The organism is Stenotrophomonas sp. YJH_SMC_79 (assembly GCF_059367995.1).
Map to the genome: position 1 here is coordinate 340,795 of NZ_JCAFRK010000002.1, position 25,828 is coordinate 366,622.

The window sequence follows — 25,828 nt, forward strand, 5'->3', positions numbered from 1 at the left end:
CGGGAAGACTCCCGGCGCGACGTCTGCAGCCTCAGCCGCCGCGCAGGTTGCCCAGGCGCGGAGTGCTGCGCCCCAGCGGCATCTTCAGCTTGCCGATCGACAGGATGCGGCTTTCCGCAATGCGGTCGGCCGCACGCTGTGGCGCGATGTTCTCGCGCTGCGACAGTTCGAAGATGCGGGTGAGGTTGTGGTAGATGCTGCGGATCAGGCGCATCGCGCGTTCGCGGTTGTAGCCGTCGATTTCCAGCGACACGTTCATCACGCCGCCGGCGTTGACCGCGTAGTCCGGGGCGTAAAGGATGCCGCGCGCATGCAGTTCGTCGCCGATCTCCAGGCTCGACAGCTGGTTGTTGGCGGTACCACAGATGATCTTGGCCTTGATCCGCGGCAGGGTGTCGGCGTTGATCGCACCTTCCAGTGCACACGGTGCGAACACATCGGCGTTCACCTCGTGGATCTCGTCCGGCTTGACCGCTTCGGCGCCGAAATCGCTGACTGCACGATCAACCAGCGCACTGTCCAGGTCGGTGACATACAGCTTGGCGCCGCGGTCACGCAGCAGTTTCACCAGTTCCATGCCGATGTGGCCCAGGCCCTGCACCGCGATGCTGGTCTTGCCCACTTCCTCATGGCCGAACTTGAAGCGCATCGACGCCATCAGTGCCTGCAGTGCACCGTAGGCCGTGAAAGGCGCCGGATCGCCGGAGCCACCATGGACCTGGTGCACGCCGGTCACGAACTGGCTCTCCAGGTAGATGTTCTCCATGTCGTTGACGTCGGTGCCAACGTCCTCGGCGGTGATGTAGCGGCCGCCCAGCGAATCTACGTAGCGGCCGAAGGCGCGGAACAGTACCTCGGTCTTGTCCGTCTTCGGGTCGCCGATGATCACCGCCTTGCCGCCGCCCACGTTGAGGCCGGCCAGTGCATTCTTGTAGGTCATCGTCCGGCTCAGCCGCAGCGCATCGGCCAGCGCCTCCTCGGTGCTGGCGTAGGGGCGCATGCGCACACCGCCCAGGGCCGGGCCCAAGGTGGTGTTGTGGATGGCGATGATCGCCTTCAGGCCGGCATCGTGGTTGTGGCAGAACACCACTTGTTCGTGGCCGGTGGTGGCGAGGGTTTCGAATAGCATGGCGTCTCCGATGGCACGAACAGCGGCGAACTGCAGCGAACGGCCAGTGAACGGTAGGGTCCCAAAACAAAAAAAGCGACGTCGTCAGTGCAGGGGGACGGGTCGCGCGGCGCCATTCTAGTCCATTCCCCCGGCCGCTGCCGTCGACATCGGCGACCTTCCGGTTAAAGAAGATGAAAGTGCGGCCGATGCTGCGACGACGGCGGGTGGCCGGATTCGCGTGAAGAGGCAGGGCGGTCAGTGACGGCAAGGGCACCACAACGACAGGGCGGGCGGCGATGACGCCGGCCTGGTGGCGATCGCTGCGCGCCTGGCTGGCGCGCTCGACCGGGGCGGCTCCGTTGCGTCTGGCGGCCGCATCGCGACAGGCCGTCGCTGCTGCCGCAGCCAGCCTGCAGGGCGAGGCCCTGCAGGCCGGTGAGATCGCCGCGCACCTGCAGCGCGGCCTGCACGCACTGGCCCTGTACCCACGGCTGGCCGGCGAGCCTGCCCCCGTCCAGGACCCGGCACTGGGCGAAGCGGTGGCGCGCGCGCTGCAGGATCGTGACTGGGCCGCCCGGCACCTGCCGCGACGCCCGCAACTGCTGCCGCAGCTGATCCAGACCGTCAACGACGATGCCGCCTCGGCACGGGTGATGGCGGCGATCATCGGCCAGGACCCGGTGCTGACCGGCAATCTGCTGCGCATCGCCAACAGCCCGGCCTACAAGGTGCATGAGCGGCCGGTGGAAAGCCTGCAGCGTGCGGTGACCCTGGTCGGTACCGAGGGCGTGCGCCAGATCATCAGCGCGGTGCTGGTGCAGCCGGTGATGCAGGTGCAGTGCGGCATGTTTCCGCAGTTCAGCACGATCATCTGGGAACACGCTCTGCTGGCTTCGCGTGCGGCCGCCGATCACGCGCGCACGGTCACCTTCGGCGATGCCTTCGCTGCGCAGTGGCTGGGCCTGGTGCAGGGGCTGGGATCAGCGCTGGTGATGCGCCAGTTGCTGCAGGAAGCGCAGGCGCGCGACGAAACCGTGGAGCCGGCGCTGGCCCTGCAACTGCTGCAGCAATGGTCGTTGCCGCTGGCACAACGCGTGGCTGCAGCCTGGGAGCTGCCCGAGCCCGTGCACCAGGCACTGGCGCCGGAGGCCGATGGCCCACTCGCCGACAGCCTGCGTCTGGCCAGCGCGGCGGCGGCGGCCAGCCTGCTGTGCCGGCATGGACATGCCAGCCAGAGCCGCATGCTGGCCCTGCTCGAACAACTGCCGTCGGCGCCACCGCATGCGCTGCGCTGGATCTGGCGGCGTCTGCATGGGCGCAGCGTGGAAACGCGGGATGAAGCCGGCCAGGAAGAGGTTGGTCCGGTGCACTGAGGGTTGGGCGTTACAGCTGCGATTCCACCGGCAGCCAGCTGATCACGCGCGCGGTCCAGCGCTTGCCCAGGCTGGCACCGGGCTCGGTTTCCACCCAGTGCGGTGGTGGCTGCCGTTCCAGCCAGCGCAGTCCATCGTCGTGGCCGAGCGTCAACCACCAGCTGTGTTCCGGGCTGGCCAGGCGCAGGTACTCGTTGCGCAGCTGTGCCCCCAGCACCGGGTCGTCAAACAGAACGCCCATCTCGGTATTGAGATAGGCCGAGCGCGGGTCGAGGTTGAACGAGCCGACGAAACCGCGGCGATCATCGACCACGAACGCCTTGGTGTGCAGGCTGGCCCCACTACTGCCGAACAGGCTGGTATCGGGCCTGCCGTGTGCCTTCAGTTCGTACAGCTGCACGCCGGCCTTCAGCAGCGGAACGCGGTAGCCCATGTAGCCGCCGTGTACTGCGGCCACGTCGTTGGCGGCCAGCGAGTTGGTGACCACGCCAACCTGCGCACCACGCGCCGCGAGCGCCGACAGCGCCTGCACGCCATCATCGCCAGGCACGAAGTAGGGGGAGATCAACAGCGCATTGCTGCGGGTGCTGTGCAGTTCGTCGCTGAGCGTACTGACCAGCCAGCTACGGCGATCATCGCCGCGGTGCTTCATCGGCGGATCGGAGGCGATGCGCACGTTCGCGCTCCAGTGCAGCGGTTCCGGGCTGGGCCGCTGCAGGGCGCGCGATTCGGCCACGCGCTGCAGGTAGGGCTGTGCCCGGGCATGCATCGCATCCAGGTCTGACTGCCGCACCAGCTGCCGCAACTGTGCATCGGTGTATGAGGCCAGCGCGGCAATCGGGATCGCCGCGCTGCTGTTCCAGTAGTCGTCGAAGATCTGGTTGGCCTGCTGCACCGCCGGCCCGGCCACGACCAGGTCCAGGTCCTGGAAGTTCACATCGTCGCGCGCGCTGAAGTATTCCTCGCCGATGTTGCGGCCGCCGACGATCGCGATGCGGCCATCGGCGATCCAGCTCTTGTTGTGCATGCGGTGGTTGACGCTGAAGGCGCGTTGCACCAGTTCAAGCGTGCGCGCGACGCCGCTGCGGTTGCGGAACGGGTTGTACAGGCGGATCTCGATGTTCGGATGCGCATCGAGCGCCATCATCAGCGCGTCCTTGTCCTTGGCGTTCATGTCATCGAGCAGGATGCGCACGCGCACGCCGCGCTCGGCGGCGTCATACAGCGCCTTGGCCATCAGGTGGCCGATCAGGTCGTCGTGCCAGATGTAGTACTGCAGGTCCAGGCTGCGGCCAGCGTGGGCGGTGATCATCGCGCGCGCGGCGAAGGCATCCATGCCATCACTGAGGAACGCCACGCCCGATTGCCCGGGGTGTGCGTCCTGCAGCGGCACGATCTGCTGGTCGATGCGGGTCTGCGCCGGCTGCAGCGGCAGGACGTGCGAAGGGGCGCCCTGCGCCTGCGGCGTAAGGTGGTCGGCCAGCAGCAGCCCGGACAGGACCAGCAGCAACAGCGCGGCGAGGATGAGTGCAGCGACGCGCAGCAGGCGTCGCCACAGGGGCTTGGGCAGGCTCATGCCCCGATGGTAGAGCCACGCGATGCGTGGATGAAAGCCAACAGGCCCATCGCCGTAGATCCACGCCATGCGTGGATGGCTTCTTCAGACAACGTCACGCCATGCGTGGATGACAGGGGCTTCGCGGTCAGAACCGCTCGTCGCTGCCCAGGTAACGCCACTGCCCCGCAGGCAGCGGTCCCAGTGCCACGCGGCCAATACGCAGCCGACGCACGGCCGTCACCTGCAGGCCGGCAGCGGTGACCGCCACGCGCAGGCCCTTGGCCGTCAGGCCCTTGCCCGCGAAGCGCAGGCGCTGCTCGCTCTGCCAGCTGACCTTGGCGCCGCCCGATTCCTGCTGCAGCCGCGCCATCAACCACGGGCCGCGCTCGGGACCGCCTTCGGCCACTTCGATCAGGTATTCCTGTTCGGTGCGGCCCAGATTGCGCTGCAGATGGGCCAGCGTGGCCGGATCCTGGCTGACCACCACCAGGCCGCTGTCGCTGGCCGGAAGCGAGGCGGCCAGCTGCAGGCCGTGGAAATGGCGCTGCAGCGGACGGATGTCGCTGGCATCAAGTTCGCTGCGGCTGTCACTGCTGACCAGCGCACACAGGGTCTCAGCGGCAACGCCGGCCGGCTTGTGCAGCAGCATGCTGACGCGCTCGGCCTTTTCATCGCTGGCCTGCTCGGCCACCACAATCTCGGCGCTGTCATCGACCGGGCGCTGCGGCTGTTCCACCACCTCGCCGTTGACCGTGACCCAGCCGCCTTCGATGTAGCGTCGCGCTTCGCCGCGCGGGATGCCGAGCAGGGCGGACAGGCGTTTGTCGAGACGGATCGGTTCCATGGCGGAAAGGTCAGGCAGGGGGCGCGCAGTGTAGCTGCTGCGGCCGGTCAGCGCTGGCCGCGGTTGGCCAGCTCGGTCAGGTACAGGCGGGTATCGAACTCCAGCTGCAGGTAGTCCGGCTCCATGTGCTGGCACAGCTGGTAGAAGGCCTTGTTGTGGTCGGCTTCCTTCAGGTGGGCCAGCTCATGCACCACGATCATGCGCAGGAACGCTGCCGGCGCCTGGCGGAACACGGTCGCGATGCGGATCTCACGGCTGGCCTTGAGGCGGCCGCCGTGGACGCGGGAGATGGCGGTATGGGTACCCAGCGCGTGCTTGATCACTTCCAGCGTGTTGTCGTAGCAGACCTTGTTGAGCGGCACCGACTTGCGCAGGTAGCGGTCCTTCAGGTCCTGGGTGTAGTCGTACAGCTGGCGATCGCTGCGCACCTCGTGCGGGTCGGGATAGCGCTGCTGCAGCCAGGGGCCGAGCTTGCCCTGCGCCAGCAGGTCACTGACCTGGGCGACCAGGGGTTCGGGATAGCCGGTGAGGTACTTCAGGACTGCCATGCAGGGGCGGCGGGGCGTCGGTAGAATGGGGCATCCAAGATTACACGCGGTACGCATCGACCATGGCAAAGCCCAACGCGCTGCAGGAACAATTGCTCAAGGCCGGCCTGGCCAAGAAGTCGCAGGCCAGCGCTGCCGCGAGCGCGCAGGCCAAGGCCCGCCAGGGCAAGGCCGAATCGACCTCGGCCGAGGTCCAGCGCGAGGCTGAACGGGCCCGCGCCGAGAAGGTCGAGCGCGACCGCGCGCTGGCCGCCGAGCGCAACGCCCAGGCCAAGCTGGCTGAACAGAAGGCCCAGGCCCGGCAGATCATCACCGCCCATGCCGTGCCCCACAAGGGCGACGACGAGTATCGCTTCAGCGATGGCGCGGCGATCCGCACCCTGCTGATCGACCCCAAGCTGCGCAAGGCGCTGTCGGTCGGCGTACTGGTCATCGTTGCCCACGGCGACGGTTACGCCCTGTTGCCGCGTGCCGCCGCCGAAAAGGTGCGTGAGCGCGCGCCCGAAGCGATCATCGTTGACCACGGCCAGCCAGGCTCGACTGCCGAGATCTCCACCGGCAACGCCGAGGACGACGCCTACTACGCCCAGTTCCAGGTACCCGACGACCTGGTCTGGTAAGCAAAAAGGGGACGGAGGGGATTAAGCCGCAATCGGCTTGATTGAAACCCTCCATGTTCTGCTCAGCTTGCTGAAGATCAGCCGGGCATGGCTCGGCTCAACACAGGTCTGCTCCTTTGTGCGCGGGTGTATCGTCCCCATATCAGGCGACACACCTGCGGAGGATGGCCATGGCCACCGGTTGGGCGGGAGACGGCGCGGTCCAGGACCAGATCGACGCCACCGTCGACGATGCGATTGCCCGCGCGCGGCGCCAGCTGCGGCAGGGCCCGGGTCTGGAACACTGTGAGGAATGCGACGCGCCGATCCCGTTGGCGCGTCGCCAGGCTGTGCCTGGTGTTCGACTGTGCGTGGCGTGCCAGCAGGCGCATGACGACGAAGAACAGGCGCATGCCGGCTACAACCGGCGTGGCAGCAAGGACAGCCAGCTGAGGTAAGGGGTGTTTTATTGCAGGGCTGCGCCCTGCACCTACAGAAGCAACGTCAACATCAAAGGCTGGCATTCCGTGGGTTGGCAGGGCGGTGTCGGAGTGCGGGGACGCCTTGAACCCGTCCATGGGGGCTTGGCCGCGGCATCCATGCCGCGGACACCCCGCACTCCGACACCGCCCCGCCTCTGACAGATTTCCGCGATCTGTTGGAACGCGCTGCTGATGCCGACCGTTGGTCGGCACGGGGTCGGATTCAATTTTGACTATCGATATCTGACAGATGTGCCGACCAACGGTCGGCACCCACCAACAGCGCGCGGAATCTGTCAGAGGTGGGGCGGTGTGGGTGGGCAGGACCGTTGGCGCCATGGATGGCGCCATCGAGCCCCCATGGACGGGTTTACGGCGTGTCCTGACCACCCACACCGCCCCGCCATCCCACGGAATGCCGCTCTTGATCTTGCTTCGGCCTCGGCCTCGGCAGGTGCAGGGCGCAGCCCTGCAAAGGCAAACCCCCTCAGCCGTCGCCCTGGATGCCGCCGGGGGCCTGCGCCGGGTCGCGCCAGCGCCGCACCGTGCGCTGGAAGAACAGGTTGTTCGGCAGCTGCAGCACCGTGCCCTCGTGGCCGTCGCCGGACTCCTGCAGCGTTGTGTAGATCAGGTTCACGTCGATCACCCGGCCCTTCAGGCCCGGTTTCTCGCCGTTCTCCAGCACCTCGATGTAGTCATGCAGGCGGAACGGGCGCGTGGTGAAGATCAGCAGCGTGCAGAAGATGTTGGAGAGCACGCTCCAGGCCGCGAAGAAGGCCACTGCGCCCACGGCCGCGAAGCCGGTGAACGCGGTCCACAGTACCGACGGCGATGCGCCGAGCAGGCTGAGGATGTACAGCACTGCGCTGAAATAGACCACGAAGCTGCTGATCCGGCGCGCACCCATCGCCATCTCCGGCGGCAGCGTGTAGTGCTCGGCGAAGCGGCGGATCAAGCGCCGTGCCAGCATCCGCAGCAGCCACGCGGCCAGCAGGGTGAGCAGGATCTTCACGGCGATACCCGCGTCGTGGAGCCAAGGGTGGGTCCAGGCCGGCAGGTGATCCTTCAGCGACAACATCATGGGGGCGACGACAGGTGGCAATAACGGCCTTCGATGTTACCCGGCGCGTGCAGTGGATTCGACCGCCGGAGTCCAGGCCAGACAGACCAGCTCCTGGCGGTGCTGCTGCAGGCAGGCGCGGCCGTTTTCTGGACGCAGCTGCAAGGACAGGCCCAATGCCTGCAGCAGTACGCAGGCAGTGATCACCAGCAGGGCGGCGCAGGATGGGCTGGACATGGCACAACTCCTGGACGGCAATTTCGCGAAGGACCTTCCATGGATGCAGCAGCCGTCGAAAAGGTTGCATGGCATCGGTCGTCGATCGGCTCTAAACCTTTTTCCGGGTCGCCGCATCCAAGCGATATGCTCGACACCACCATGCCCGCGCTGCCCGCGCTGCCCGCGCTGCCCGCGCTGCCTGCCGCCAACGACGCCGTCGATGAACCCGCTCTGGTGCGGGCGGCGGCTGCGGGCGACACCGCTGCCTACGAACTGCTGTACCGGCGTCACGCGCCGCGTGTATTCGCTGTCCTGTGGCGGTTGTGTGGCGGCCAGCAGGCACGTGCCGAGGATGCGCTGCAGGAGGCCTTCCTGCAGGCCTGGAAAGCACTGCCAGGGTTCCGTTTCGAGAGCAGCCTGTCCACCTGGCTGCATCGGCTGGGCGTCAACGCCGCGCTGATGGAGTTGCGCGGCCGGGCTGCCGGGCAGGACCACGACAGCCTCGATGATATCGACGGCGGCCTGCAGGAACTGGCGGTGCATGACCGTTGTGCCGGCACCGAGCGCGATCTTGAGCGCGCACTGTCGACACTGCCACCACGGGCGCGTGCGGTACTGGTACTGCACGACATCGAGGGCTGGAAACACCAGGAAATCGCCGAACAACTGCAGATGGCTGTCGGCAGTTCCAAGGCACAGTTGCATCGTGCGCGCGGCCTGTTGCGCGCACGGCTGGGAGACATGACATGAGTACGCACGAACACGATTCCGATCACGACCTGCTGGCCCGGCTGCGCGCGCTGCCAAACGAGCGCGATGTACCCGCCGATGGCTGGGCGCGTCTGTCCGCCCGGCTGCCACCGCGTGAACCGCAGGCAGCACCTGCGCCAGCGGACAACGTGGTGGCCCTGCCTGCGCGTTCGCGACGCCGCTGGTGGCTGCCGGTGGGGGCTGCGCTGGCAGCCAGCCTGGCAGTGTATGCGGTGGCGCCGTGGCGGCATGCGCAGCTGGACACGCCGGTGCCGTCCGCCCTGCAGCTGCAGGCCGCGGCGATGACCGAGCAGTACCAGCAGGCCGTGGCCGCGCTGCCCGATGGCCGGGCGCCGGAATGGCAGCCGGCCCTGCATGAACTGGATGAAAGCGCGGCGCAGATCCGTGCCGCCCTGGCGCAGGACCCGCGTGCGCCGCACCTGCTTGGCCAGCTCAAGCGTACCTACACGCTGCGGCTGGAACTGACCCGGCAGGCGGCCTATGCCGCCGAGTCCGGCTTGACGACCTGAGGAGACCGCCATGACCCGAACCCTGATTTCCTGCTGTGTCGCGCTGCTGCTGGCCCCTGCCGTGGCGCTGGCCGACACCCGCATCGACGAGCGGCATACCCTGGCCGCGGGCGGTCGCATCGAGCTGAGCAACGTCGCCGGCAAGGTGACCGTGCGTGGTTGGGACCGCAATGACGTGCAGCTCACCGGCACGCTCAGCGACGGCCTGCAGCTGCGGCAGGAGAAAAGCGCCAACCGCGTGCGCTGGGAGATCGAATACCCGCGCCGCAACAACAACGGTGGGGCCACGCTGGTGCTGAACGTGCCGCGCTCGGTGGAGCTGCTGCTGAGCACGGTCAGCGCCAGCCAGGACATCAGCGGCATCGACGTGCGACGGCTGCAGGCCGACACGGTCAGCGGCAGCCTGAGCGCATCTGGCCGCAGTGGTGACAGCAAGCTCAACACGGTCAGTGGCAGCGTCAGCGCACGCCTGCAGACGCCAAAACTGGATGTGAACACCGTCAGTGGCCGGATCGAGGCCGGCGGCGGCGTGTCCGGTGATATCGGTGCGCAGACGGTATCCGGACGGGTCGAGGTCGACGTCGGGCGCGTGCAGCGGCTGGCGGTGGAGACCGTCTCGGGCAGCATCGACCTGGCAGCAGCCGGATTGGCGCCCGGCGGCCGCGTCAATGTCGAATCGGTCAGTGCCTCGGTCACGCTGAGCCTGCCGCGCACGGTGTCGGCACAGCTGTCGGTGAACAGCTTCAGCGGCTCGATCAACAGCGATGCCGGTCAGGTGGAGCGGCCGCGCTATGGGCCGGGCAGCCATCTCGATACGCGTCTGGGCGGCGGTGATGGAGACATCCGCATCCAGTCGCATTCGGGCAGTGTGCGGGTGCGGCTGGACCGCTGAGCACGGTCCGGCAGGCCGCGGCGGCAGCGCCGCCGCGGTCAGTACTGGGTCAGCTGGCTTTCTTCAGCGCCCAGGTGGTGCCGAGGACTTCGATCTTGCCACCGGCCTTGCGGAACGCTGCCAGGTCCGAAGCGATCGAATCGCTGCTGACCACGGTGCTGGCGGCCGCGCCCTTGCGTTCGCTGCGGATGCTGTTGCTGGCCTTCGCGGGGGTCTTTGCCTTGCGGGGCATGGTTGCTCCTGTCAGGTGGAAGGGGAGGAAAGCGCCCAGGCGTCGGCCTGGCGCAGGTAGTCCTGCCGCTCGCGGCGGCAGTCATCGCCGCCCATCGAAAACTGGCGGCAGATCGCCGGGCGCTGCGAATAGATCGTGCAGCGCAGGTGATAGGGATCGATCGCCGCGCACCAGCCTTCCTCGTTGCGCGCCATCACGGCACGGCCGTGGGTGTCGCGTGACAGGAACTGGCCAGGCACGTGGTCGCCGGGCTGCAGCAGCACGGGCAGCCGGCAACAGACCGCGTCACAACGGCGGCAGTCGACGGGTGCAGGTGTTGCGTCAGGTTGTAAGGCCACAGGGGCCTGGCGGGTGCCCAAAGCGGGTCTCGATGGCGGCTCAGGTGCTGCGCGGACCATGAACGAGCCAGGAAGGCATGGCCGCTAGGCCCGCAGGGCGGGCCAGGCTGCACTGTGAACACACACCGGCGTGGCCGGTGGAAGGTGCAGCGGGGTTCTAGCCGACCAAGAGTAACTTAGACCGCGTAACGTTTTGTTAATCCTGGCTGGCTGCCGCCAGCGCAAGGCCCTGGACCACGCCCAGCGAGGGTTCGCCGTGGACCATGCGGGCGCCCGGGAAGGCCTCGGCCACGGCTTGGCGCAGGTAGCCGGCACGGGACATGCCGCCGGTCAGGAACACCGCATCCGGGTCGCCGCCGATGTCGCTGCGGACCTGGGCCAGCAGCTCGCGGATCTGCTCCAGGTAGCCATGGGCGGCGCCGGCCAGGCCATCGGCGCTGCTGTCGGCATGCAGGTCGCGGGCGATGTAGTCCAGCGTGCTCCGATGCTCGCTGGCGGCGCTGAGGGCGATCTTGGCGCGCTCGACGTCGCGGTACAGGCGGGCGGTATTGCCGGCGTCCTGCAGGGCCTGCAGGCGCGCGCCCCACGGGTCGTCGACATGGTCGTACTTGTGCTGGCGGAAGTCGCGCTGGCGGGTCATGTCCTGCACGGTGGCCGCTTCCACGTAGTGGTGGGCGGGCACGCGGGTGATGCCGCGGCCGAACAGCGGCATGTAGCTGGACAGGCTCAGGGCCAGGTCGATGTCGGTACCGCCGCGGGCGATACCCCAGGCGCGGTGGATGCGCGGGGCGTCGTTTCCGCCGACTTCGGCATGCGCGATATCGGTGGTACCGCCGCCGATGTCGACGATCACCGCCTGGTGCCGCTCGCGGCTTTCGGCGTGGTAGTGCATGGCCGCCGCCGCGGGTTCTTCGAGGAAATCGATCTGGTCGAAGCCGGCCTGGGTGGCAGCCTCGCGCAGGATGTCCAGCGCCTGGTCATTGCCGGCCGCGCCGATCGAGCTGCGGAACTGCACCGGGCGCCCGAGCAGGGCCGAGCGCAGTGGTTGGCCGAGCTGGGCGCTGGCGGTCAGGCGGATGTGCTCGAGGATGTGCGCGGCGATGCCGGTGATGGTCTGCTTGGCGCGCGGGTGCAGGTTGTAGCCCAGCATCGACTTCGGGCTCTGCACCAGGTTGCCTTCGTGTTCCTCGAAATAGGCTTCCAGCGCTTCGTCGCCGTAGACTGCGTTCTGCAGCAGGTCGCTGGCGCTGCGTTCCTTGCCGGCACGGGCCTCCATCCATTCCCGGCGCAGTGCGCGCAGGGCTTCCCGGCGCAGTGCCTGTGGCGTGCGTTCCTGGCCGGCGGCACGGGCCGCGCGCGCGGCGCTGTCGATCATCTGCTGCAGCTGGTGCTCCTGGCCGTCATCGAGCTGGAAGTCGTCCGGATCGGGCACCACGCCTGGGAAATAAACGCTGGTGCGGAACTGCTCGGCATCGCCGAAGCGGATCGGCAGCAGTTTCCCCTCATGCACGATGGCGGCGGCGGAGTTGCTGGTACCGAAGTCGATGCCGAGGCGCATGGGGAGTTCCGGGGGCGGTCAGGGGCCGCGCACTCTGCTGCAGTTCGCCGCCGACTGCAAGTTCCAGGGGCGTGCTGTTCTGGTTCGGGTCCAGTGGCCAGCCCGGAGCCTGTCCGGAAAAGGGGCAGGGAAGCCAGCCGGTTACAATGGCGGCTGTTGATTCACTTGGAGGTACTTGCCGATGTCGTCTGTTCCCGCCTGCCCGCAGTGCACCCTGGAAAACACCTATGCCGATGGCGCGCTGTGGATCTGCGCCGATTGCGGTTTCGAATGGACCGCCGAGGAAAGCGCCGGTTCGACCCTGGTCGTGCGTGACAGCAACGGCAATACCCTGCAGGCCGGCGACACCGTCACCGTGATCAAGGACCTGAAGGTGAAGGGGTCTTCGATCCCGCTCAAGCAGGGCACCGTGATCCGCAACATCCGCCTGGTTGACGATGATGCCGAGCACATCGAAGGCAACTCGGACAAGATCAAGGGCCTGGTCCTGAAGACCTGCTTCCTCAAGAAGGCCTGATCGGTCTCAGCGCCTGGCCTGCTGCTGCGCGCGCCAGCGGGCCAGGCTGTCCAGCTTGGCCTGGTAGCGTGCCTGCTCCGGTGCACCGCCGAGCAGCCGCGCGCGGGTCAGTTCACGGTCGGCGCGCTCGAGCTGGCCGGACAGGAAATACACGCGCGCCAGCCCGAAGTGGAACTGGTGCGCGGTGTCATACAGGCGCACGGCCTGCCGGTAATAGCGGATGGCTTCGGCCAGCTTTCCGGCCTGTTCGGCCTGCGTGCCCAGCATGTACTGCGCGAACGGATCCTCGCGCTGCACCGATGCCAGGCGGCGCGCCAGTGCATTGGCCTGCGCATCCAGCCCCAGCCGCCGGTACAGCGCGCTGGCGTTGGTCAGCGCCGCATCCTGGCGGCCGTCCAGGCGCAGGGCGCGGTCCAGTGCCTGCCGCGCCGCATCGGTGTTGCCCTCACGGTTGTCGAGCACGCCCAGGTTGTTCCAGACCGAGGGGAAGGCGCGATCCTGCACGACCGAGGCATCGAAGAACGCGCGGGCGCCGACGAGGTCTCCTTCGGCCATGCGCTCGGCACCACGATTGTTGTAGAAGTGGGCCAGTGCACGCGCGCGGCTGACCGGCTGCGGGCCGTGGCGGTCGTAGAGCACGTTGCGATCGAGGTCGACCGTGGCGTAACGCCCCGCGATCTCCACGCCCGCGTTGACGTGGCCCACGCTGTAGACCACACCGGCTTCCTGGTCCTGGTACCAGGACACGACCTGGCCGACTTCCTGCACGCGGGCCTGGATGCCAGCCTCGCGCGCCAGTGCCACGAACATCAGCGTGAAGGCCAGGCAGTTGGCGCGGCGCTGCTGCCAGACTTCGCCCACGGTGTAGGTTGCGTTCGCGTCGTACTGCAGGTCCAGTCCCTGCCGGCCGAAGATCATTTCCACCAGCGCCTGCAGCCGCTGCTCGCGCGATGAACTGCGGTCCATCACCTGCGCCTGCAGCATCGCGCGCATTGCGGGAGGAATCGCAAAGACCTGTTCCGGTGAGGGAATTTCCGCCGGGGTGATGCTTCCGATGGGCGGGATTGCATCGGTGCGCGGGCGGTCCTGTGCGCAGAGTGGCGCGGCCATCAAGGCGGCCAGGGCCACGACGAAGATGCGGGCGGCAGGGCGGTACATGACAGTTCCCGGCAGCGGCGGGCGCTCCCGCCTGCAGCGAGTGTAGACCCGGCGGCGGCGCGCTGCAGTGACCGTTGGTCGGCGCGTGGCGGCACCCTGATTCATCCACAACCGATGTGGACCAGCGCTCGACAAAGCTGTGGACAACCGGGTCCAGGCCTCACCGGGCAAGCGTTGTGAGTGCATGGTGAAAAAACCACCAGCTTGCCGCAGGGCAGCGCAGGCGGGATGATCCGGGTATGGATTTCTCTCCGCTGACGCTGGCGCCAGCGCAGTGGCAGGCGCTGCAGGACAGCTACGCAACGCCGCCCCGCGCCTATCACCACTTCGGACACGTACGCGCGGTGCTGCAGCACTGCCAGGACGTGGCTGACGGCCCGGGCTGGCAGGGGCCCGCCGAGGTGTACCTGGCCGTGCTCTACCATGACGCGATCTATGTGGCGGGGCGCAAGGACAACGAAGCGCGTTCGGCGGCGCTGGCCCTGCAGGCGATCGCACGGGCCCCGGAACTGGCCGGCGTCGACGCCGCGCGGGTCGAGCAGTTGATCCTGCTGACCGCCCGTCATGGTGATCTGGGCCCGGACGACGTTGATGCCGAGGCCGCGCTGTTCCTGGACTGCGACATGGCGATCCTGGCAGCGCCCGAGCCGGTGTTCGCTGCTTACGATCGTGGCGTGGCCGAAGAGTACAAGGGGGTCGTGCCGGGCTTCCTGTACCGCGCCGGGCGTCGCCGTTTCCTGCAGGGGCTGCTGCGGGCGCCGCGCATCTTCCTCAGTGACTTCTTCCACCAGCGCCTGGACGCAGCCGCGCGGGAAAACCTGCGCCGACAGCTGGCCCGCTGAGCCAGCCCGGTACACTGGGGCCTGCTTCCACCGATTGTCGCTTCCGACTGTGTCCGTCCCTGATCCCGATCCCCGCCCGCTGCCCCCCGAAGAGCCCGGTCCCAACGAGTGCTGTGGCAGCGGCTGTCCGCTGTGCGTGCTGGATCTGTATGCCGATGAGCTGCAGCGCTATCGCAAGGCGCTGGCCGAATGGAAGGCACGGCATCCGGAGGCAGCGCCATGAGCCGTGCACGCCCGGCGGCAGTGCTGGCACTGGTGGCGTTGCTGCTGTTCGCCGCCACAGCGCTGTGGACCCAGTTCGCACGCAGCGATCTGGACTGGGTGCGGGCCACGCTCAGCCTCTACCTGCACGGGCCGTGGGGGTTGGCGCTGCGCGCTGCGTACTGCCTGCTGGCGCTGGCCATCGCGGTGCTTGGCATTGCGCTGTATCGCGGCAGCATCGGCCCACGGCGCAGCGCGGCGGCGCCGCTGTTGTTCACTGTCTCCGCACTGGGGCTGGCGACGGTCGCCATCGGTGACAGCTGGCTGCCCGACGCCACGCCACTGCTGGCGCCGTTCATCCATGGGCTGGCGGCCAACACCGCATTCCTCTGCGCCAGCGTCGGCATGCTGCTGCAGGCCTGGTACCTGCGCCGCGAACCGGGCTGGCAGTCTGCCGCCGGCCTGCTCTGGGGCTGGGCCTGGCTGGCCTTCGTGCTGTTGTGGCTGCACGTACTGTGGCGCGGCGGTCCGCCACGCGGGCTGGGCCAGAAGGCTGTGATCGTGGTGATCGTGGGCTGGCTGTTGTACCTGGCGCTGGCGTTGTACCAGCGCGGTCGCCGTACCGCGGCCCACTGAATCCCCAACGGCCTGCGCCGGTACGTGCCGTGCACGCGGCGGCGGCGTATCGTGTGCGCATTCCATCGGGGATGCGATATGAAGCGTGCAGGGCTGGGCAGGGCAATGGGTGTGGTTCTGGCGCTGGCAGCGCTGCCGGCAATGGCGGCGGCCAACGTGCAGCAGTTCAGCCACGGGCGGTTCGAGCAGATTCCGGTGCACCTGCCGGCCGGCACGCCGCAGCGGGTGGTGATCTGGTTCCATGAACCGACCGCCGGTGGTGATACCAGCCGCCTTCCGATCGAGGCCCTGCGTGCCGATGGCGCGATGGTCGCTGCCGTGGACATCGCGCACCTGCGCAGCGTGCTCAAGCGCGAGGGTGATCCGACCTGTTCGTTCGGTTCCGGCGACGTCGAGAACTTCTCGCGCTGGTTGCAGGCCTCCCTGCATCTGCCCGGCTACCACCTGCCGCTGGTCGGTGGTGATGGCGAAGGCGCCGAGATGGCCTACACGCTGGCCGCGCAAGCCGACACCCAGGTGTTCGCCGGCCTGCTGACCACCGGCTTCTGCCCGGACCACAGCCACGAACGCATGGTCTGTGGCGACGGTGTGAATCACAACAAGCTGCAGCCTGCCGAGTTGAATTTCCCGTGGCTGAGCGCCGCCGGCGACCATGGCTGCAAGGTTGGCGAGGCCAGCCGCTTCGTGCAGCAGGTGGCGATGGCGCGCGAGTTCAAGCGCACCGCACGCGGCGATGCTTCACCGGGCCTGGTGGCGGCGGCGCGGGTGATGGGCGCGCAGGTGGGCGTCAGCCTGGCACCGCCCCCGGCCGCGCTGAAGGGCCTGCCCGTAGTGGAGGTGCCCGCTGCCGGCAATGGCGACACGTTGGCCGTGTTCGTTTCCGGCGATGGCGGCTGGGCCGGCCTGGACAAGGACGTGGCATCGTCGCTCAACGAACATGGCGTGGCCGTGATCGGCATCGACTCGCTGCGCTACTTCTGGAGCGAGCGCACGCCGAAGGGCTTCGCCACTGACCTGCAGAAGATCATCGATCACTACCGCCAGCAGTGGCATCGCGACAAGGTGATGCTGATCGGTTTCTCGCAGGGTGCCGACGTGCTGCCGGCCACCATCAACCAGCTTGATGCCGGCACCCGCGAGGCGCTGGACCGTATCGTGCTGCTGTCGGTGGGCAGGAAGGCGGACTTCGAATTCCATGTCAGCAACTGGCTGGGTGGCGGCGGCGACGGCCTGCCGATCGCGCCGGAAGTGGCGAAGCTGCCGGCGGCGAAGACCCTCTGCGTGTATGGCGACAAGGATGACGACGCGCTGTGCCCGGACCTGCCGGCCAGCGACGGCGTGCAGAAGGTGAAGCTGCCGGGTGACCATCACTTCAATGGTGATTACGACCGCCTGGCCGAAGTGATCCTCAAGGGCGGCGCGTAGCGCCGGGCCACGCTGGCCAGCGTGTTGGTAGATGCCGACCTTGGTCGGCGCTGGCGTGTCGACCAAGGTCGACACCTACCGGGTGGTGCGGGGCGTCAGTTCCGCCGCGGGTCCAGCGAGATCAAACGCGTGGCATCCAGCAGCGCAGCCGGCAGGTGCATGCCGCCAGGTGCGGCGAGATAGCGCGGCCGCCACTGAGGGTCGAACTTCGACTTGAAGCGGCGCAGGCCACTGAAGCCATAGAAGCGTTCGCCATGCCGCGCCAGCAGGCCGGCCAGCCGGTTCCAGCGCCCAGCCAGGCGATGCTGGGCCAGCCCGGACAACGGCGCCATGCCCAGCGAGAAGCGCGCATAGCCCTGCGATCGGCCCCACAGGAACAGTTCGATGAACAGGAAATCCATCGTGCCCTTCGGTGCCTCGTTGACGTGGCGCATGAGGTCCACCGACAGCTCGGCACCGGCCGGGGCCTGCCACAGGTTGGCGAATGCCACGATCTGGCCCTCGGCTTCGACCAGTGCCACCGGGAAGCGCGCCAGGTAATCGGGATCGTAGCTGCCCAGCGAGAAGCCCTTCTCATCGCCGGCCTTGTCCTCCAGCCAGGCATTGGAGATCGCATGCAGGCGCGGCAGCAGGCTGGGAATTTCCTCCACCGGCGCCACGCGGAACGACAGGCCGCTGCGCTTGCCACGGTTCCAGGCCTGTCGAAGGTCGGCGCGTTCGCGGCCTTCCAGGCCGAAGTCGTGCAGTGGCACGATCGCTTCCTCGCCCAGCTTGACCAAGCCCAGGCCAAGGTCGAGATAGGTCTGCCAGTAGGTCTCGCCGATCTGGTAGAACACCGGGCGCAGGCCGAGCCGGTCGGCTTCCTCGCGGAAGCGCCAGATCAGCGCGCGCGCGACCTCGGGCGGGCCGACCGGATCGCCCATCGCGATCAGCGATCCGCCATAGCGCTGCATCATCACGAAGCCCTGCTTGGCGTCATCGCGCAGCACCGCCTTGTCGGCGGTCAGCACCAGGCAGGCCTGGGTGTCGGTGGCACCGGCCAGGACCGGGGCCAGTGACTGCAACGTGGCTTCGTCGGCCGGTGGCAGCGGGCTGCGGGTGCTGTGCAGCAGCCGCGCCAGGCCGAACATCACCAGTGCAATGGCGACCACCAGCAGGGCGCGCAGCGCACGCGGTGCGTTGCCGGATATCGCAAACTGCCACCACAGCTCGTTCTGGTATTCGACATGGCTGTAGGTGAAGAACAACAGCCAGGTGACCGCCACCAGCACCAGGCCGAGGTTGCGCAGCCATGGCCACGACCATGCTTCATCCAGCAGCGCGCCCTGGCGATAGAACTCGCGGCGCGCAGCCCACAGCGCCATCGCCACCAGCAGGGCGGAGACCGCGATCAACGGTTGGCCACCGCGCAGCCACAGTGGCAACGGGGTGATCACGCACACGGCCATCGCCAGCATCCACGCGGCATGGCTGCGCCGGGCCAGGCCCTGGCCGATCAGCAACAGGGCGACGCCGCTGAGGCTGCCGATCAGATGGGAGGTCTCCAGGATCGGCAGTGATGCGTTGAGCAGGTGGCGGCGCGGCGTGGGCAATGTGCCGTCGATGACCAGTGCAGCACCGATGCTGAACACCGCCAGCGCGATGATCTGCGGAAGCCACGGCCGCAGTGCGTTCCAGCCGGCACGGGTTGCCCCGGCACTGGCCTGCAGCGGTTGCCGCAGCGCCGGCGCCAGCGCGAGCAGGGTGGCCAGCAGCAGCGGCAGCACGTAGTAAGTGACGCGGTAGATCAACGCCGCAGCCAGCACCGCAGCTGGTGCGACCTGTGGCAGCAGCTTCAGCAGGCTCCATTCGAACACGCCGAGGCCGGCGGGCACGGTCGAAACCAGTCCGGCCAGCACCGCGACCAGGTACAGGCCAACGAAGCCGGGCAGGCCGGTCGGCGTCGAATCCGGCAGCAACACATAGAACGCGGCGCTGGCCAGCACCAGCTCGATCACGCTGAGCACGGTGACGCCGATCATGGTGCGTCGGTCGGGCAGCCACAGCGCATGGCCGAGCACGCTGAACTGACGCCCATCGCGGCCGACCAGCAGCAGGGTGGCCGCATAGGCCAGCAGCGCGACGATGCCGACCACGCGCACCGCATCCGGGTCCAGCGGCAGTGCAAGTGCCGCGGCCGCCGGCTCCATGCACAGCGCCACGCTGATCAGCAGCCACGCACCGAACACGAAGCCGAGCGTGCTCATCAGCACGACCTGGCCGATCTGCGCCAGGTCCAGGCCGGCGGTGCGATAGCCGCGCAGGCGCACCGCACCGCCGGTCAGCGCGGCAAAGCCCACGGTCTGGCCAAGCGTGTGTGCAAGGAACGCCGTAATGCCGATGCGCGCGGGATGCACACGGATGCCGCTGCGGCGCAGGCCGATGGCATCGAAGCCGATCAGGCAGGCATAGCTGGCCAGGCCCAGCACGACAGTAAGTGCGATCTGCGTGCCACTGAGCTGGTGGAAGGCATGGCGGATGGCGCGGTAGCCGTTCTCATCGAACTCGTTGGCCAGGCCGTGCAGCGCCAGCGCAAGGATCAGCAGCGGGACGACGATGGTGAGGACCCGCTTCCATGCCGGGGTGGAGGGAGCGGTGGCGGGGTCGGTGGTTTCGGTCATCGGCGCAAGCGTGCGTCAGGGAGGGCGAGGGCGGTGTCAATGCAGCCGTGGCGCATCGTGCGCCTGTCGCTGGCATTTGACCAGCGCCGCTGTCGGAAGCCGGTAGTGCCCGTGCGTGGATGGCTGCCCCGCACCCATCGTTGACCGGTTTGGAGGACAATGCAGGCCTGATCACCCGCAGGAGCCACGCCCATGATGGAGCGTTACGACGTCGGACCGCGCATGTCCGAAATGACCGTGTACAACAAGGTCGCCTACCTCTCCGGCCAGATTCCGGAAGACACCAGCCAGGACATCACCGGGCAGACCCGGCAGGTGCTGGCCGAGATCGACAAGCTGCTGGCGCTGGTGGCCAGTGATCGCCAGCACGTGCTGCGCGCCGAAGTGTTCCTGGCCGACATCGCCGACTTCGACGGCATGAACAAGGCGTGGGACGAGTGGGTGGTCGAGGGCGCGACCCCCGCCCGCGCAACTTTCGAAGCCAAGCTGGCTCATGCCGAGTGGAAGGTCGAGATCGTGGTGACGGCGGCCGTGCCGTAACTGCGGGATGGGGTCAGATCCCTTTCCTGCGGAAAGGGATCTGACCCCTGTTACAGGCGCACCAGCTCGATGCAATCCACCGGGCATGGTGGAATGCACAGCTCGCAGCCGGTGCACAGATCGGCAATGACCGTGTGCATGTACCTGGCGCCGCCGACGATGGCATCCACCGGGCACGCCTGGATGCACTTGGTGCAGCCGATGCAGTCGGCTTCCACGATCAACGCCACCTGGGCCGCCTCGTGTTGGCCGCGCGAACGATCGAACGGAATCGCCGGGACGCCCAGCACCTGCGCCAGCGCCCGTGCACCGGCATCGCCACCCGGTGGGCAGCGGTCCACGCCTGCTTCGCCACGCGCCATCGCCTGTGCGTACGGGCGGCAGCCGTCGTAGCCGCATTGCCCGCATTGGGTCTGCGGCAGCAGGCGGTCGAGGCGTTCGGTCAGGGGCGGGATCAGGCTCATGCGTGGCGAAGGCTGCGCGTTGGGTTACTTCAGGGGTTTGCCGCGGAACCAGCGCTCGTGGGCCAGTGCCAGCATCGGCTTGTCTTCAGAACTGTCACCGTAGGCATGGATGCGCACGTAACGCGACAGGTCGAACTGGCGACGGATGTGCTCAACCTTGCGCGGGCCGCAGTCGCCACCGGCATAGCGACCGGTCAGGCGGCCGTCCTGGCTTTCCAGCCGGTTGCAGATCAGCTGCAGACCCAGCTGCTCGCACCACGGCCGCAGGTACAGGTCCAGCGAGCCGGACACGATCACCACAGTGTGCTGCTGTTCCTTGTGCCAGCGGATCTGCTCCAGCATTTCCGGGCGCACCACGTCGGGCAGGAACTCACGCGAGAAGCCGGCCGCCAGCGTGGCGATGTCGTCACTGTGGCGGTCGCTGAAGGTCAGGCGGGTGACGCGCACGCGGATGCGTTCGGCCGAGATCAGCTTCAGCTTGTACGCGAGCAGCCACGGGCCGACCTTCCACCACGCCTGCGCCAGTTGTTCGGCGGTGGCCACGCGGCGCAGGAAACGGCCATAGGTATCGCAGGTAGTCACGGTGTGGTCGAAGTCGAACAGCGCCAGTTCCATTCCGTTGCCTCCCATCGCGTTGCCCCGTGACCGGTGCTGCCGGCGGGCGTGGCCGCAACCACGCCCGCTGCAGGCATCAGCGGACCGACATGCCCGGCTGTGCGCCGCTGTCGGCGTCCAGCAGCGCCAGCGCGCCGCCGTCGAAACCGGCCGACAGGATCATGCCTTCGCTCAGGCCGAAGCGCATCTTGCGCGGGGCCAGGTTGGCGATGAAGACCACGCTGCGGCCGACCAGCTTTTCCGGCTCGCCGTAGCTGGCGCGGATACCGGAGAAGATCTGGCGCTTGCCCAGTTCACCGGCATCCAGTTCGAAGCGCAGCAGCTTGTCCGAACCGTCCACGAACTCGCAGGCCAGCACCTTGCCGATGCGCAGGTCGAGCTTGGCGAAATCGTCGATGCCGATGTAGGCCGGGGCGTCGGCGCTGCTGGCTTCTTCCTTGGCCGGTGCCGGTGCGGGTTTGACCGCTTCGGTCTTGGCGGCGGGAGCGGCGGCAGCGGCCGGCTGCAGGGTGTCCTTGGAGGCGTCGATCATGGCGTCAATCTTCTTCGGGTCGATACGGGTGAACAGCGGGGTGTAGTCGGTGATGCGGTGGCCGAGCAGCGGCTGCGCCAGGTCGGTCCAGTCGTTCACCGGTGCGGCCAGGAAGGCCTCTGCCTGCGCGGCGGTGGCCGGCAGCACCGGCTTCAGGGCGGTGACCAGCACGCGGAACAGGTTCAGGCCCTGGCTGCACACGGCCTGCAGCTGCGCATCGGCGCCTTCCTGCTTGGCGATCACCCACGGCTTGACGTCGTCGATGTAGCGGTTGGCTTCGTCGGCCAGGGTCATGGTCAGGCGGATCGCCGCGGCCGGGTCGTTGCGCTCGTAGGCTTCACGGATCGGCGCCAGGCCATCGACGAAGCGCTGGTACTGCGCCGCGTCGGGCAGCTGCGCGGCCAGCTGGCCATCGAAGCGCTTGCTGATGAAGCCGGCGCAGCGGCTGGCCAGGTTGACGAACTTGCCGACCAGGTCGGCGTTGACGCGGGCGATGAAGTCACCCAGGTTCAGGTCGAGATCGTCGACGCCACCGCCGGACTTGGCCGCGTAGTAGTAACGCAGCGCTTCCGGTTCCAGGCCGGCGTCGAGGAAGGTACGCGCCATCACGAAGGTGCCACGCGACTTGCTCATCTTGGCGCCGTCCACGGTCAGGTAGCCGTTGACGTGCAGACGGGTTGGCGCGCGGTGGCCGGTACCGTGCAGCACCGCCGGCCAGAACAGGCCGTGGAAGTTGACGATGTCCTTGCCGATGAAGTGGTGCAGCTCGGTGGCGGTACCGGCACGCAGGTGTGCTTCGAAGTCCTCGCCGATCCTGCCGCACAGGGTCTGGAAGCTGGACAGGTAGCCGATCGGCGCATCCAGCCAGACGTAGAAGTACTTGCCCGGCTGGCCGGGAATCTGGAAACCGAAGTACGGCGCATCGCGCGAGATGTCCCATGCACGCAGGCCACCTTCGGCATTGAGCCATTCACCGAGCTTGGCCTTCACGCCCGGCAGGGCGACGTCGCCGGCCAGCCATTCGCGCAGGAACGCGTCGAAGTGGCCCACCTCGAAGAAGAAGTGCTCCGAATCGCGCATTTCCGGCGTGGCACCGGAGATGACCGAGCGCGGCTCCTTCAGGTCGGTCGGTGCATAGGTCGCGCCGCAGACTTCGCAGTTGTCGCCGTACTGGTCGGGGCTGCCGCAGTTCGGGCAGATGCCCTTGACGTAGCGGTCGGGCAGGAACATGCCCTTGGCCGGGTCGTAGAACTGCGCCACCGAACGGCGGCTGATGTGGCCGGCCGCTTCCAGCTTCAGGTAGAACTGCTCGGTCAGCGCCTTGTTGGCCGCCGAATTGGTCGAGTCGTAATGGTCGAAGGCGACGCCGAACGCGGCGAAGTCACGTTCGTGGCTGGCCTGAATGTTGGCGATGAAGGTTTCCGGGGTGACCCCGGCCTTTTCCGCGGCCAGCATGATCGGCGTGCCGTGGGTGTCGTCGGCGCAGACGAACCAGGCCTTGCCGCCGCTCATTCGCCGCGCACGCACCCAGATGTCGGCCTGGATGTAGCCGACCAGGTGGCCCAGGTGCAGCGGGCCGTTGGCGTAGGGCAGGGCGGTGGTGACGAGCGCGGTACGGGTCATGGTCGCGGGTGGATCCGAGGGGAACCGCAGAGTATCGCATGCCCGCAACGAGGTGACCCGGCCGGGGCCGGGTCACGGGGGTGAAGCGGGGCCGGGCGCTTACTCGCGCTGCCAGGTCTGCGCGCGGCAGATGAAGGCGATGCAGCCGGACACGTCCAGCTTGGTGCCGCCCGGCTGCAGCTCCATCTTCGACTTGTAGGTCTTGCCGTTGGCCGGGTCGAGGATGGTGCCACCGGACCACTTGTTGGCGCCGTCGGCCTTCAGGTTCCAGAGGATGGTCATGCCCTTCACCGGCTTGTTCCTGTTGGCGCCTTCACATCCGTCACAGACCGGGTTCGGGCCCTTGTCCGAGTGCAGGATGTCGACCACCTTGCCGGTCAGCGTGCCGTTGGCGGCCTCGGTGATCTCGACGATCGACTTCACCTTGCCGGTCTTGTCGTCGATGGTCTTCCAGCGGCCGGCGGCGCCATCGGCGGCCTGCGCCGAGAGCGCGGCCAGGCACAGCGGCAATGCCAGCAGCAGGGTCTTGAAGGTCTTGCGCATGGTCCCCTCCCAGGGTTCATTCCGGCACGATGCCGGTACGGGTCGACTGTATACCCATTCGGCGGGGTATGGGGAAGTGGGGGCTTTGCAGGGCTGCGCCCTGCACCTGCGGTAGTGCCGGCCGCTGGCCGGCAACCTCAACGGCAACGGCAACGGCAACGGCAACGGCAAAAGCAAAAGCGGCCATTCCGTGGGATGGCGAGGTGGGTCCGGTTGCGGGGGACGCCGTAAACCCCGCTCCGCGGTCCGGCCCAGCCGCTGGCGGCTGTGCGTTCGGGCGCTTGCGAAGCAGTGCTTCGCAAGCAAAGCGCCCTCACCCATGGGGGCTTGGCCGCGGCATCCATGCCGCGGACACCCCCGCAACCGGACCCACCCCGCCTTCGACAGTTTCCGGAGATCTGTCGGAATGGCTCGGCCTGCTCTTGGTGGGTGTCGACCTTGGTCGACACGTACGATCCATGCCATGCATGGATGAATCTCGATTGAAAAACGCTCAACCGACTTCGTACAACTCCAGCGGCAGGTCGTCAGGATCGGCGAAGAAGGTGAAGCGTCGGCCGGTGTACTCGTCCACGCGGATCGGTTCGCAGGTCACGCCATGCGCGGCCAGGCGCTGGATGAAGGGTTCCAGTGCAGTCACCCGGAACGCGAGGTGGCGTAGGCCCTGGGCTTCCGGGCGGCTGGGACGGGGCGGCGGCGAGGGGAAGGAGAACAGTTCCAGCTGGCCGCCGTCGGGCAGGGCCAGATCGAGCTTCCAGGAATCGCGTGCGGTGCGATGGTTCTCCGCCAGCACGCGCAGGCCGAGGATGCGCACGTAGAAGTCCTTCGAGCGTGCGTAGTCGCTGCAGATCAGTGCGGCGTGGTGGATGCCCAGCAGGGCATCGGAATCGGCGGTCATTGCAGGGTGTCCAGCCAACGCTGGGCGATCTTCAGCGCCAGCGGATAGGGTTCGGGGTCGTTGCGGTTGGTCAGCACGATCACGGTCAGGTGCTTTTCCGGGTGGCGCACGATCACGTTGCGGAAGCCGATGCTCTCGCCGCTGTGCCATTGCACCGGGCCGTTCAGGCGCCAGCCGAAACCGTAATGCGGCACGTCCGGTTCCGATGTGGCCGTGGCCGGGCTGAACATCGCGCGGCGCGAAGCCTTCGACAGCAGGCGATCGTCATACAGCGCGGCGTCCCAGCGGGCGAGGTCGTCCAGCGAGGAATAGATGCCGCCGTCGCCCAGCACGGCGCTGGTGGTGCTCTGGTCGGTGCGCTGCCAGCGGCCGTCGATCCAGCTGTAGCCATAGGCACGTGCTGTCACCGTATCGACACCGTCCTGGTGGGCCACGGTGTGGACCATGCCCAGCGGCGCGAAGATGCGCTGCTGCAGGAAGGCGGCGAAGTCCTGGCCGGAAGCGCGGCCGACGATCAGTGCCAGCAGCGCGTAGCTGCTGTTGCTGTAGCGGTACTGCGTGCCCGGTGCGAAGTTCAGCCGGTCTTGGCGCGACAGCAGGGCCAGCACATCGGCATCGTGTACCTGCCGTGTGTCCGCCGGGTCCATCAGGTCTTCGTAGTCGAGCAGGCCGCTGGTGTGCGACAGCAGTTGGCGGAGGGTAATGGCCGCTGCGGCCTGCGGCAGTTCCGGAAGCCAGCGCCGCGCCGGCTGGTCCAGCCCAAGCCGGCCGTCTTCCACCAGCAGCAGCACCGCCGCAGCGGTGAACTGCTTGCTGACCGAGGCCAGCCGGAAGTTGCTGGCGGGGGTCACGGCAGTACCGTCTTCCACCACCGCCAGGCCATAGCCGCGACGGAACACCGGTTGCCCGTCGTGCAGTACCAGCACCGCGGCGCCAGGAACCTGCCCATCGTAGGCCTGCATCAGGCCGTCGATGCCGGCATCCGGTGGGGTCAGCTCTGGTGCGGCGGAACTCGCCAGTGGCAGCAGGCCCAGCACGGCGGTGAACAGGGCGACGGCAGGGCGCATGGCGGCTCCGGAA

General features: G+C 67.8%; 29 protein-coding genes. 12 read left to right on the forward strand and 17 right to left on the reverse strand.

Annotated features, from left to right (window positions below; translation table 11 throughout):
* Positions 1-31: 31 nt before the first annotated feature.
* Entirely contained in the window at positions 32-1,129 is a 1,098-nt protein-coding gene (locus tag AC5P57_RS08340; protein ID WP_099552109.1) for a Glu/Leu/Phe/Val dehydrogenase dimerization domain-containing protein, read from the reverse strand.
* Between the two features lie 278 nt (positions 1,130-1,407).
* Between AC5P57_RS08340 and AC5P57_RS08345 the strand changes: the two genes are divergently transcribed.
* Entirely contained in the window at positions 1,408-2,484 is a 1,077-nt protein-coding gene (locus tag AC5P57_RS08345) for an HDOD domain-containing protein (RefSeq protein WP_142806516.1), read from the forward strand.
* A 10-nt stretch (positions 2,485-2,494) separates the two neighbouring features.
* On the opposite strand, the gene AC5P57_RS08350 is transcribed toward AC5P57_RS08345, so the two are convergent.
* The 3 genes from AC5P57_RS08350 to AC5P57_RS08360 all read right to left on the reverse strand — a co-directional run bounded on the left by AC5P57_RS08350 (position 2,495) and on the right by AC5P57_RS08360 (position 5,434).
* Positions 2,495-4,084 (reverse strand): phospholipase D family protein, encoded by a 1,590-nt coding sequence (locus AC5P57_RS08350; protein ID WP_099552124.1) that lies wholly within the window; start codon positions 4,082-4,084, stop codon positions 2,495-2,497.
* A gap of 103 nt (positions 4,085-4,187) precedes the next feature.
* Positions 4,188-4,886, reverse strand: a complete 699-nt coding sequence (locus AC5P57_RS08355; RefSeq protein ID WP_099603914.1) for an RNA pseudouridine synthase — start codon at positions 4,884-4,886, stop codon at positions 4,188-4,190.
* Positions 4,887-4,933: 47 nt separating this feature from the next.
* The gene (locus AC5P57_RS08360; RefSeq protein WP_010482861.1) at positions 4,934-5,434 is read right to left on the reverse strand and encodes a M48 metallopeptidase family protein; all 501 of its coding nucleotides are present in this window, start codon (positions 5,432-5,434) and stop codon (positions 4,934-4,936) included.
* A 62-nt stretch (positions 5,435-5,496) separates the two neighbouring features.
* Between AC5P57_RS08360 and AC5P57_RS08365 the strand changes: the two genes are divergently transcribed.
* Positions 5,497-6,054 (forward strand): DUF2058 domain-containing protein, encoded by a 558-nt coding sequence (locus AC5P57_RS08365; protein ID WP_099552106.1) that lies wholly within the window; start codon positions 5,497-5,499, stop codon positions 6,052-6,054.
* A 170-nt stretch (positions 6,055-6,224) separates the two neighbouring features.
* Positions 6,225-6,491 carry a DksA/TraR family C4-type zinc finger protein gene (locus AC5P57_RS08370; RefSeq protein ID WP_005414219.1) on the forward strand — a complete coding sequence of 89 codons (267 nt, stop codon included), beginning with the start codon at positions 6,225-6,227 and terminating at the stop codon, positions 6,489-6,491.
* A gap of 511 nt (positions 6,492-7,002) precedes the next feature.
* Here the strand turns inward: AC5P57_RS08370 and AC5P57_RS08375 are convergent.
* Both AC5P57_RS08375 and AC5P57_RS08380 read right to left on the reverse strand, forming a co-directional pair.
* A complete protein-coding gene (locus AC5P57_RS08375; protein ID WP_099552105.1) occupies positions 7,003-7,596 on the reverse strand; it encodes a mechanosensitive ion channel family protein in 594 nt (197 codons plus the stop codon).
* A gap of 36 nt (positions 7,597-7,632) precedes the next feature.
* Positions 7,633-7,812: a hypothetical protein gene (locus AC5P57_RS08380; protein ID WP_099552104.1), complete on the reverse strand. Its 180-nt coding sequence runs from the start codon at positions 7,810-7,812 to the stop codon at positions 7,633-7,635.
* A 126-nt stretch (positions 7,813-7,938) separates the two neighbouring features.
* On the opposite strand from AC5P57_RS08380, the gene AC5P57_RS08385 reads away from it, so the two are divergent.
* From AC5P57_RS08385 to AC5P57_RS08395, 3 genes are read left to right on the forward strand one after another with little or no spacing between them, the layout of a single operon-like run.
* Entirely contained in the window at positions 7,939-8,544 is a 606-nt protein-coding gene (locus tag AC5P57_RS08385; protein WP_495219529.1) for an RNA polymerase sigma factor, read from the forward strand.
* Positions 8,541-9,074, forward strand: a complete 534-nt coding sequence (locus AC5P57_RS08390; RefSeq protein ID WP_099552102.1) for a hypothetical protein — start codon at positions 8,541-8,543, stop codon at positions 9,072-9,074. Before AC5P57_RS08385 ends, AC5P57_RS08390 begins: the two co-directional genes overlap by 4 nt.
* Positions 9,075-9,084: 10 nt before the next feature.
* Positions 9,085-9,966, forward strand: coding sequence for a DUF4097 family beta strand repeat-containing protein (locus AC5P57_RS08395; protein WP_099552101.1), 882 nt, complete (start codon positions 9,085-9,087; stop codon positions 9,964-9,966).
* A gap of 49 nt (positions 9,967-10,015) precedes the next feature.
* Here AC5P57_RS08395 and AC5P57_RS08400 read toward each other — a convergent pair whose 3' ends face one another.
* From AC5P57_RS08400 to AC5P57_RS08410, 3 genes are all read right to left on the reverse strand, one after another.
* The gene (locus AC5P57_RS08400; protein WP_005410566.1) at positions 10,016-10,198 is read right to left on the reverse strand and encodes a hypothetical protein; all 183 of its coding nucleotides are present in this window, start codon (positions 10,196-10,198) and stop codon (positions 10,016-10,018) included.
* Between the two features lie 11 nt (positions 10,199-10,209).
* Positions 10,210-10,536: a YkgJ family cysteine cluster protein gene (locus AC5P57_RS08405; protein ID WP_260678451.1), complete on the reverse strand. Its 327-nt coding sequence runs from the start codon at positions 10,534-10,536 to the stop codon at positions 10,210-10,212.
* 196 nt (positions 10,537-10,732) lie between these two features.
* Entirely contained in the window at positions 10,733-12,094 is a 1,362-nt protein-coding gene (locus AC5P57_RS08410; RefSeq protein ID WP_262234716.1) for an Hsp70 family protein, read from the reverse strand.
* A gap of 181 nt (positions 12,095-12,275) precedes the next feature.
* On the opposite strand from AC5P57_RS08410, the gene AC5P57_RS08415 reads away from it, so the two are divergent.
* The gene (locus AC5P57_RS08415; RefSeq protein ID WP_099552098.1) at positions 12,276-12,611 is read left to right on the forward strand and encodes a zinc ribbon domain-containing protein YjdM; all 336 of its coding nucleotides are present in this window, start codon (positions 12,276-12,278) and stop codon (positions 12,609-12,611) included.
* A gap of 6 nt (positions 12,612-12,617) precedes the next feature.
* Here AC5P57_RS08415 and AC5P57_RS08420 read toward each other — a convergent pair whose 3' ends face one another.
* Positions 12,618-13,769: a tetratricopeptide repeat protein gene (locus AC5P57_RS08420; protein WP_262234718.1), complete on the reverse strand. Its 1,152-nt coding sequence runs from the start codon at positions 13,767-13,769 to the stop codon at positions 12,618-12,620.
* A gap of 239 nt (positions 13,770-14,008) precedes the next feature.
* Between AC5P57_RS08420 and AC5P57_RS08425 the strand changes: the two genes are divergently transcribed.
* The 4 genes from AC5P57_RS08425 (at position 14,009) to AC5P57_RS08440 (ending at position 16,873) form a co-directional block, all read left to right on the forward strand.
* Positions 14,009-14,611: an HD domain-containing protein gene (locus AC5P57_RS08425; RefSeq protein ID WP_099552096.1), complete on the forward strand. Its 603-nt coding sequence runs from the start codon at positions 14,009-14,011 to the stop codon at positions 14,609-14,611.
* Between the two features lie 49 nt (positions 14,612-14,660).
* Positions 14,661-14,834 (forward strand): oxidoreductase-like domain-containing protein, encoded by a 174-nt coding sequence (locus AC5P57_RS08430; RefSeq protein WP_088026730.1) that lies wholly within the window; start codon positions 14,661-14,663, stop codon positions 14,832-14,834.
* Positions 14,831-15,448, forward strand: coding sequence for a DUF998 domain-containing protein (locus AC5P57_RS08435; RefSeq protein ID WP_262234720.1), 618 nt, complete (start codon positions 14,831-14,833; stop codon positions 15,446-15,448). Before AC5P57_RS08430 ends, AC5P57_RS08435 begins: the two co-directional genes overlap by 4 nt.
* A gap of 78 nt (positions 15,449-15,526) precedes the next feature.
* Positions 15,527-16,873 (forward strand): virulence factor family protein, encoded by a 1,347-nt coding sequence (locus AC5P57_RS08440; RefSeq protein WP_495219530.1) that lies wholly within the window; start codon positions 15,527-15,529, stop codon positions 16,871-16,873.
* 95 nt (positions 16,874-16,968) lie between these two features.
* On the opposite strand, the gene mprF is transcribed toward AC5P57_RS08440, so the two are convergent.
* Positions 16,969-19,533: a bifunctional lysylphosphatidylglycerol flippase/synthetase MprF gene (gene mprF / locus AC5P57_RS08445; RefSeq protein ID WP_262234721.1), complete on the reverse strand. Its 2,565-nt coding sequence runs from the start codon at positions 19,531-19,533 to the stop codon at positions 16,969-16,971.
* 192 nt (positions 19,534-19,725) lie between these two features.
* Here mprF and AC5P57_RS08450 point away from each other — a divergent pair, with 192 nt between their 5' ends.
* Positions 19,726-20,073, forward strand: coding sequence for a RidA family protein (locus AC5P57_RS08450; RefSeq protein ID WP_005418155.1), 348 nt, complete (start codon positions 19,726-19,728; stop codon positions 20,071-20,073).
* A gap of 50 nt (positions 20,074-20,123) precedes the next feature.
* Here AC5P57_RS08450 and rnfB read toward each other — a convergent pair whose 3' ends face one another.
* The 6 genes from rnfB to AC5P57_RS08480 form a co-directional block, all read right to left on the reverse strand.
* Positions 20,124-20,537, reverse strand: a complete 414-nt coding sequence (gene rnfB, locus AC5P57_RS08455) for an Rnf electron transport complex subunit RnfB (protein WP_262234722.1) — start codon at positions 20,535-20,537, stop codon at positions 20,124-20,126.
* A gap of 24 nt (positions 20,538-20,561) precedes the next feature.
* A complete protein-coding gene (locus tag AC5P57_RS08460) occupies positions 20,562-21,152 on the reverse strand; it encodes an HAD family hydrolase (protein ID WP_099552090.1) in 591 nt (196 codons plus the stop codon).
* 76 nt (positions 21,153-21,228) lie between these two features.
* Complete coding sequence (gene metG / locus AC5P57_RS08465) at positions 21,229-23,307, reverse strand: methionine--tRNA ligase (protein WP_262234723.1); 2,079 nt, start codon at positions 23,305-23,307, stop codon at positions 21,229-21,231.
* Positions 23,308-23,406: 99 nt separating this feature from the next.
* Positions 23,407-23,850 carry a DUF2147 domain-containing protein gene (locus AC5P57_RS08470; RefSeq protein WP_099552088.1) on the reverse strand — a complete coding sequence of 148 codons (444 nt, stop codon included), beginning with the start codon at positions 23,848-23,850 and terminating at the stop codon, positions 23,407-23,409.
* Between the two features lie 493 nt (positions 23,851-24,343).
* The gene (gene gloA2, locus AC5P57_RS08475) at positions 24,344-24,748 is read right to left on the reverse strand and encodes an SMU1112c/YaeR family gloxylase I-like metalloprotein (protein WP_099552087.1); all 405 of its coding nucleotides are present in this window, start codon (positions 24,746-24,748) and stop codon (positions 24,344-24,346) included.
* Complete coding sequence (locus tag AC5P57_RS08480) at positions 24,745-25,815, reverse strand: serine hydrolase domain-containing protein (protein WP_099552086.1); 1,071 nt, start codon at positions 25,813-25,815, stop codon at positions 24,745-24,747. The genes gloA2 and AC5P57_RS08480 overlap by 4 nt, the downstream gene beginning before the upstream one ends.
* Positions 25,816-25,828: the final 13 nt, after the last annotated feature.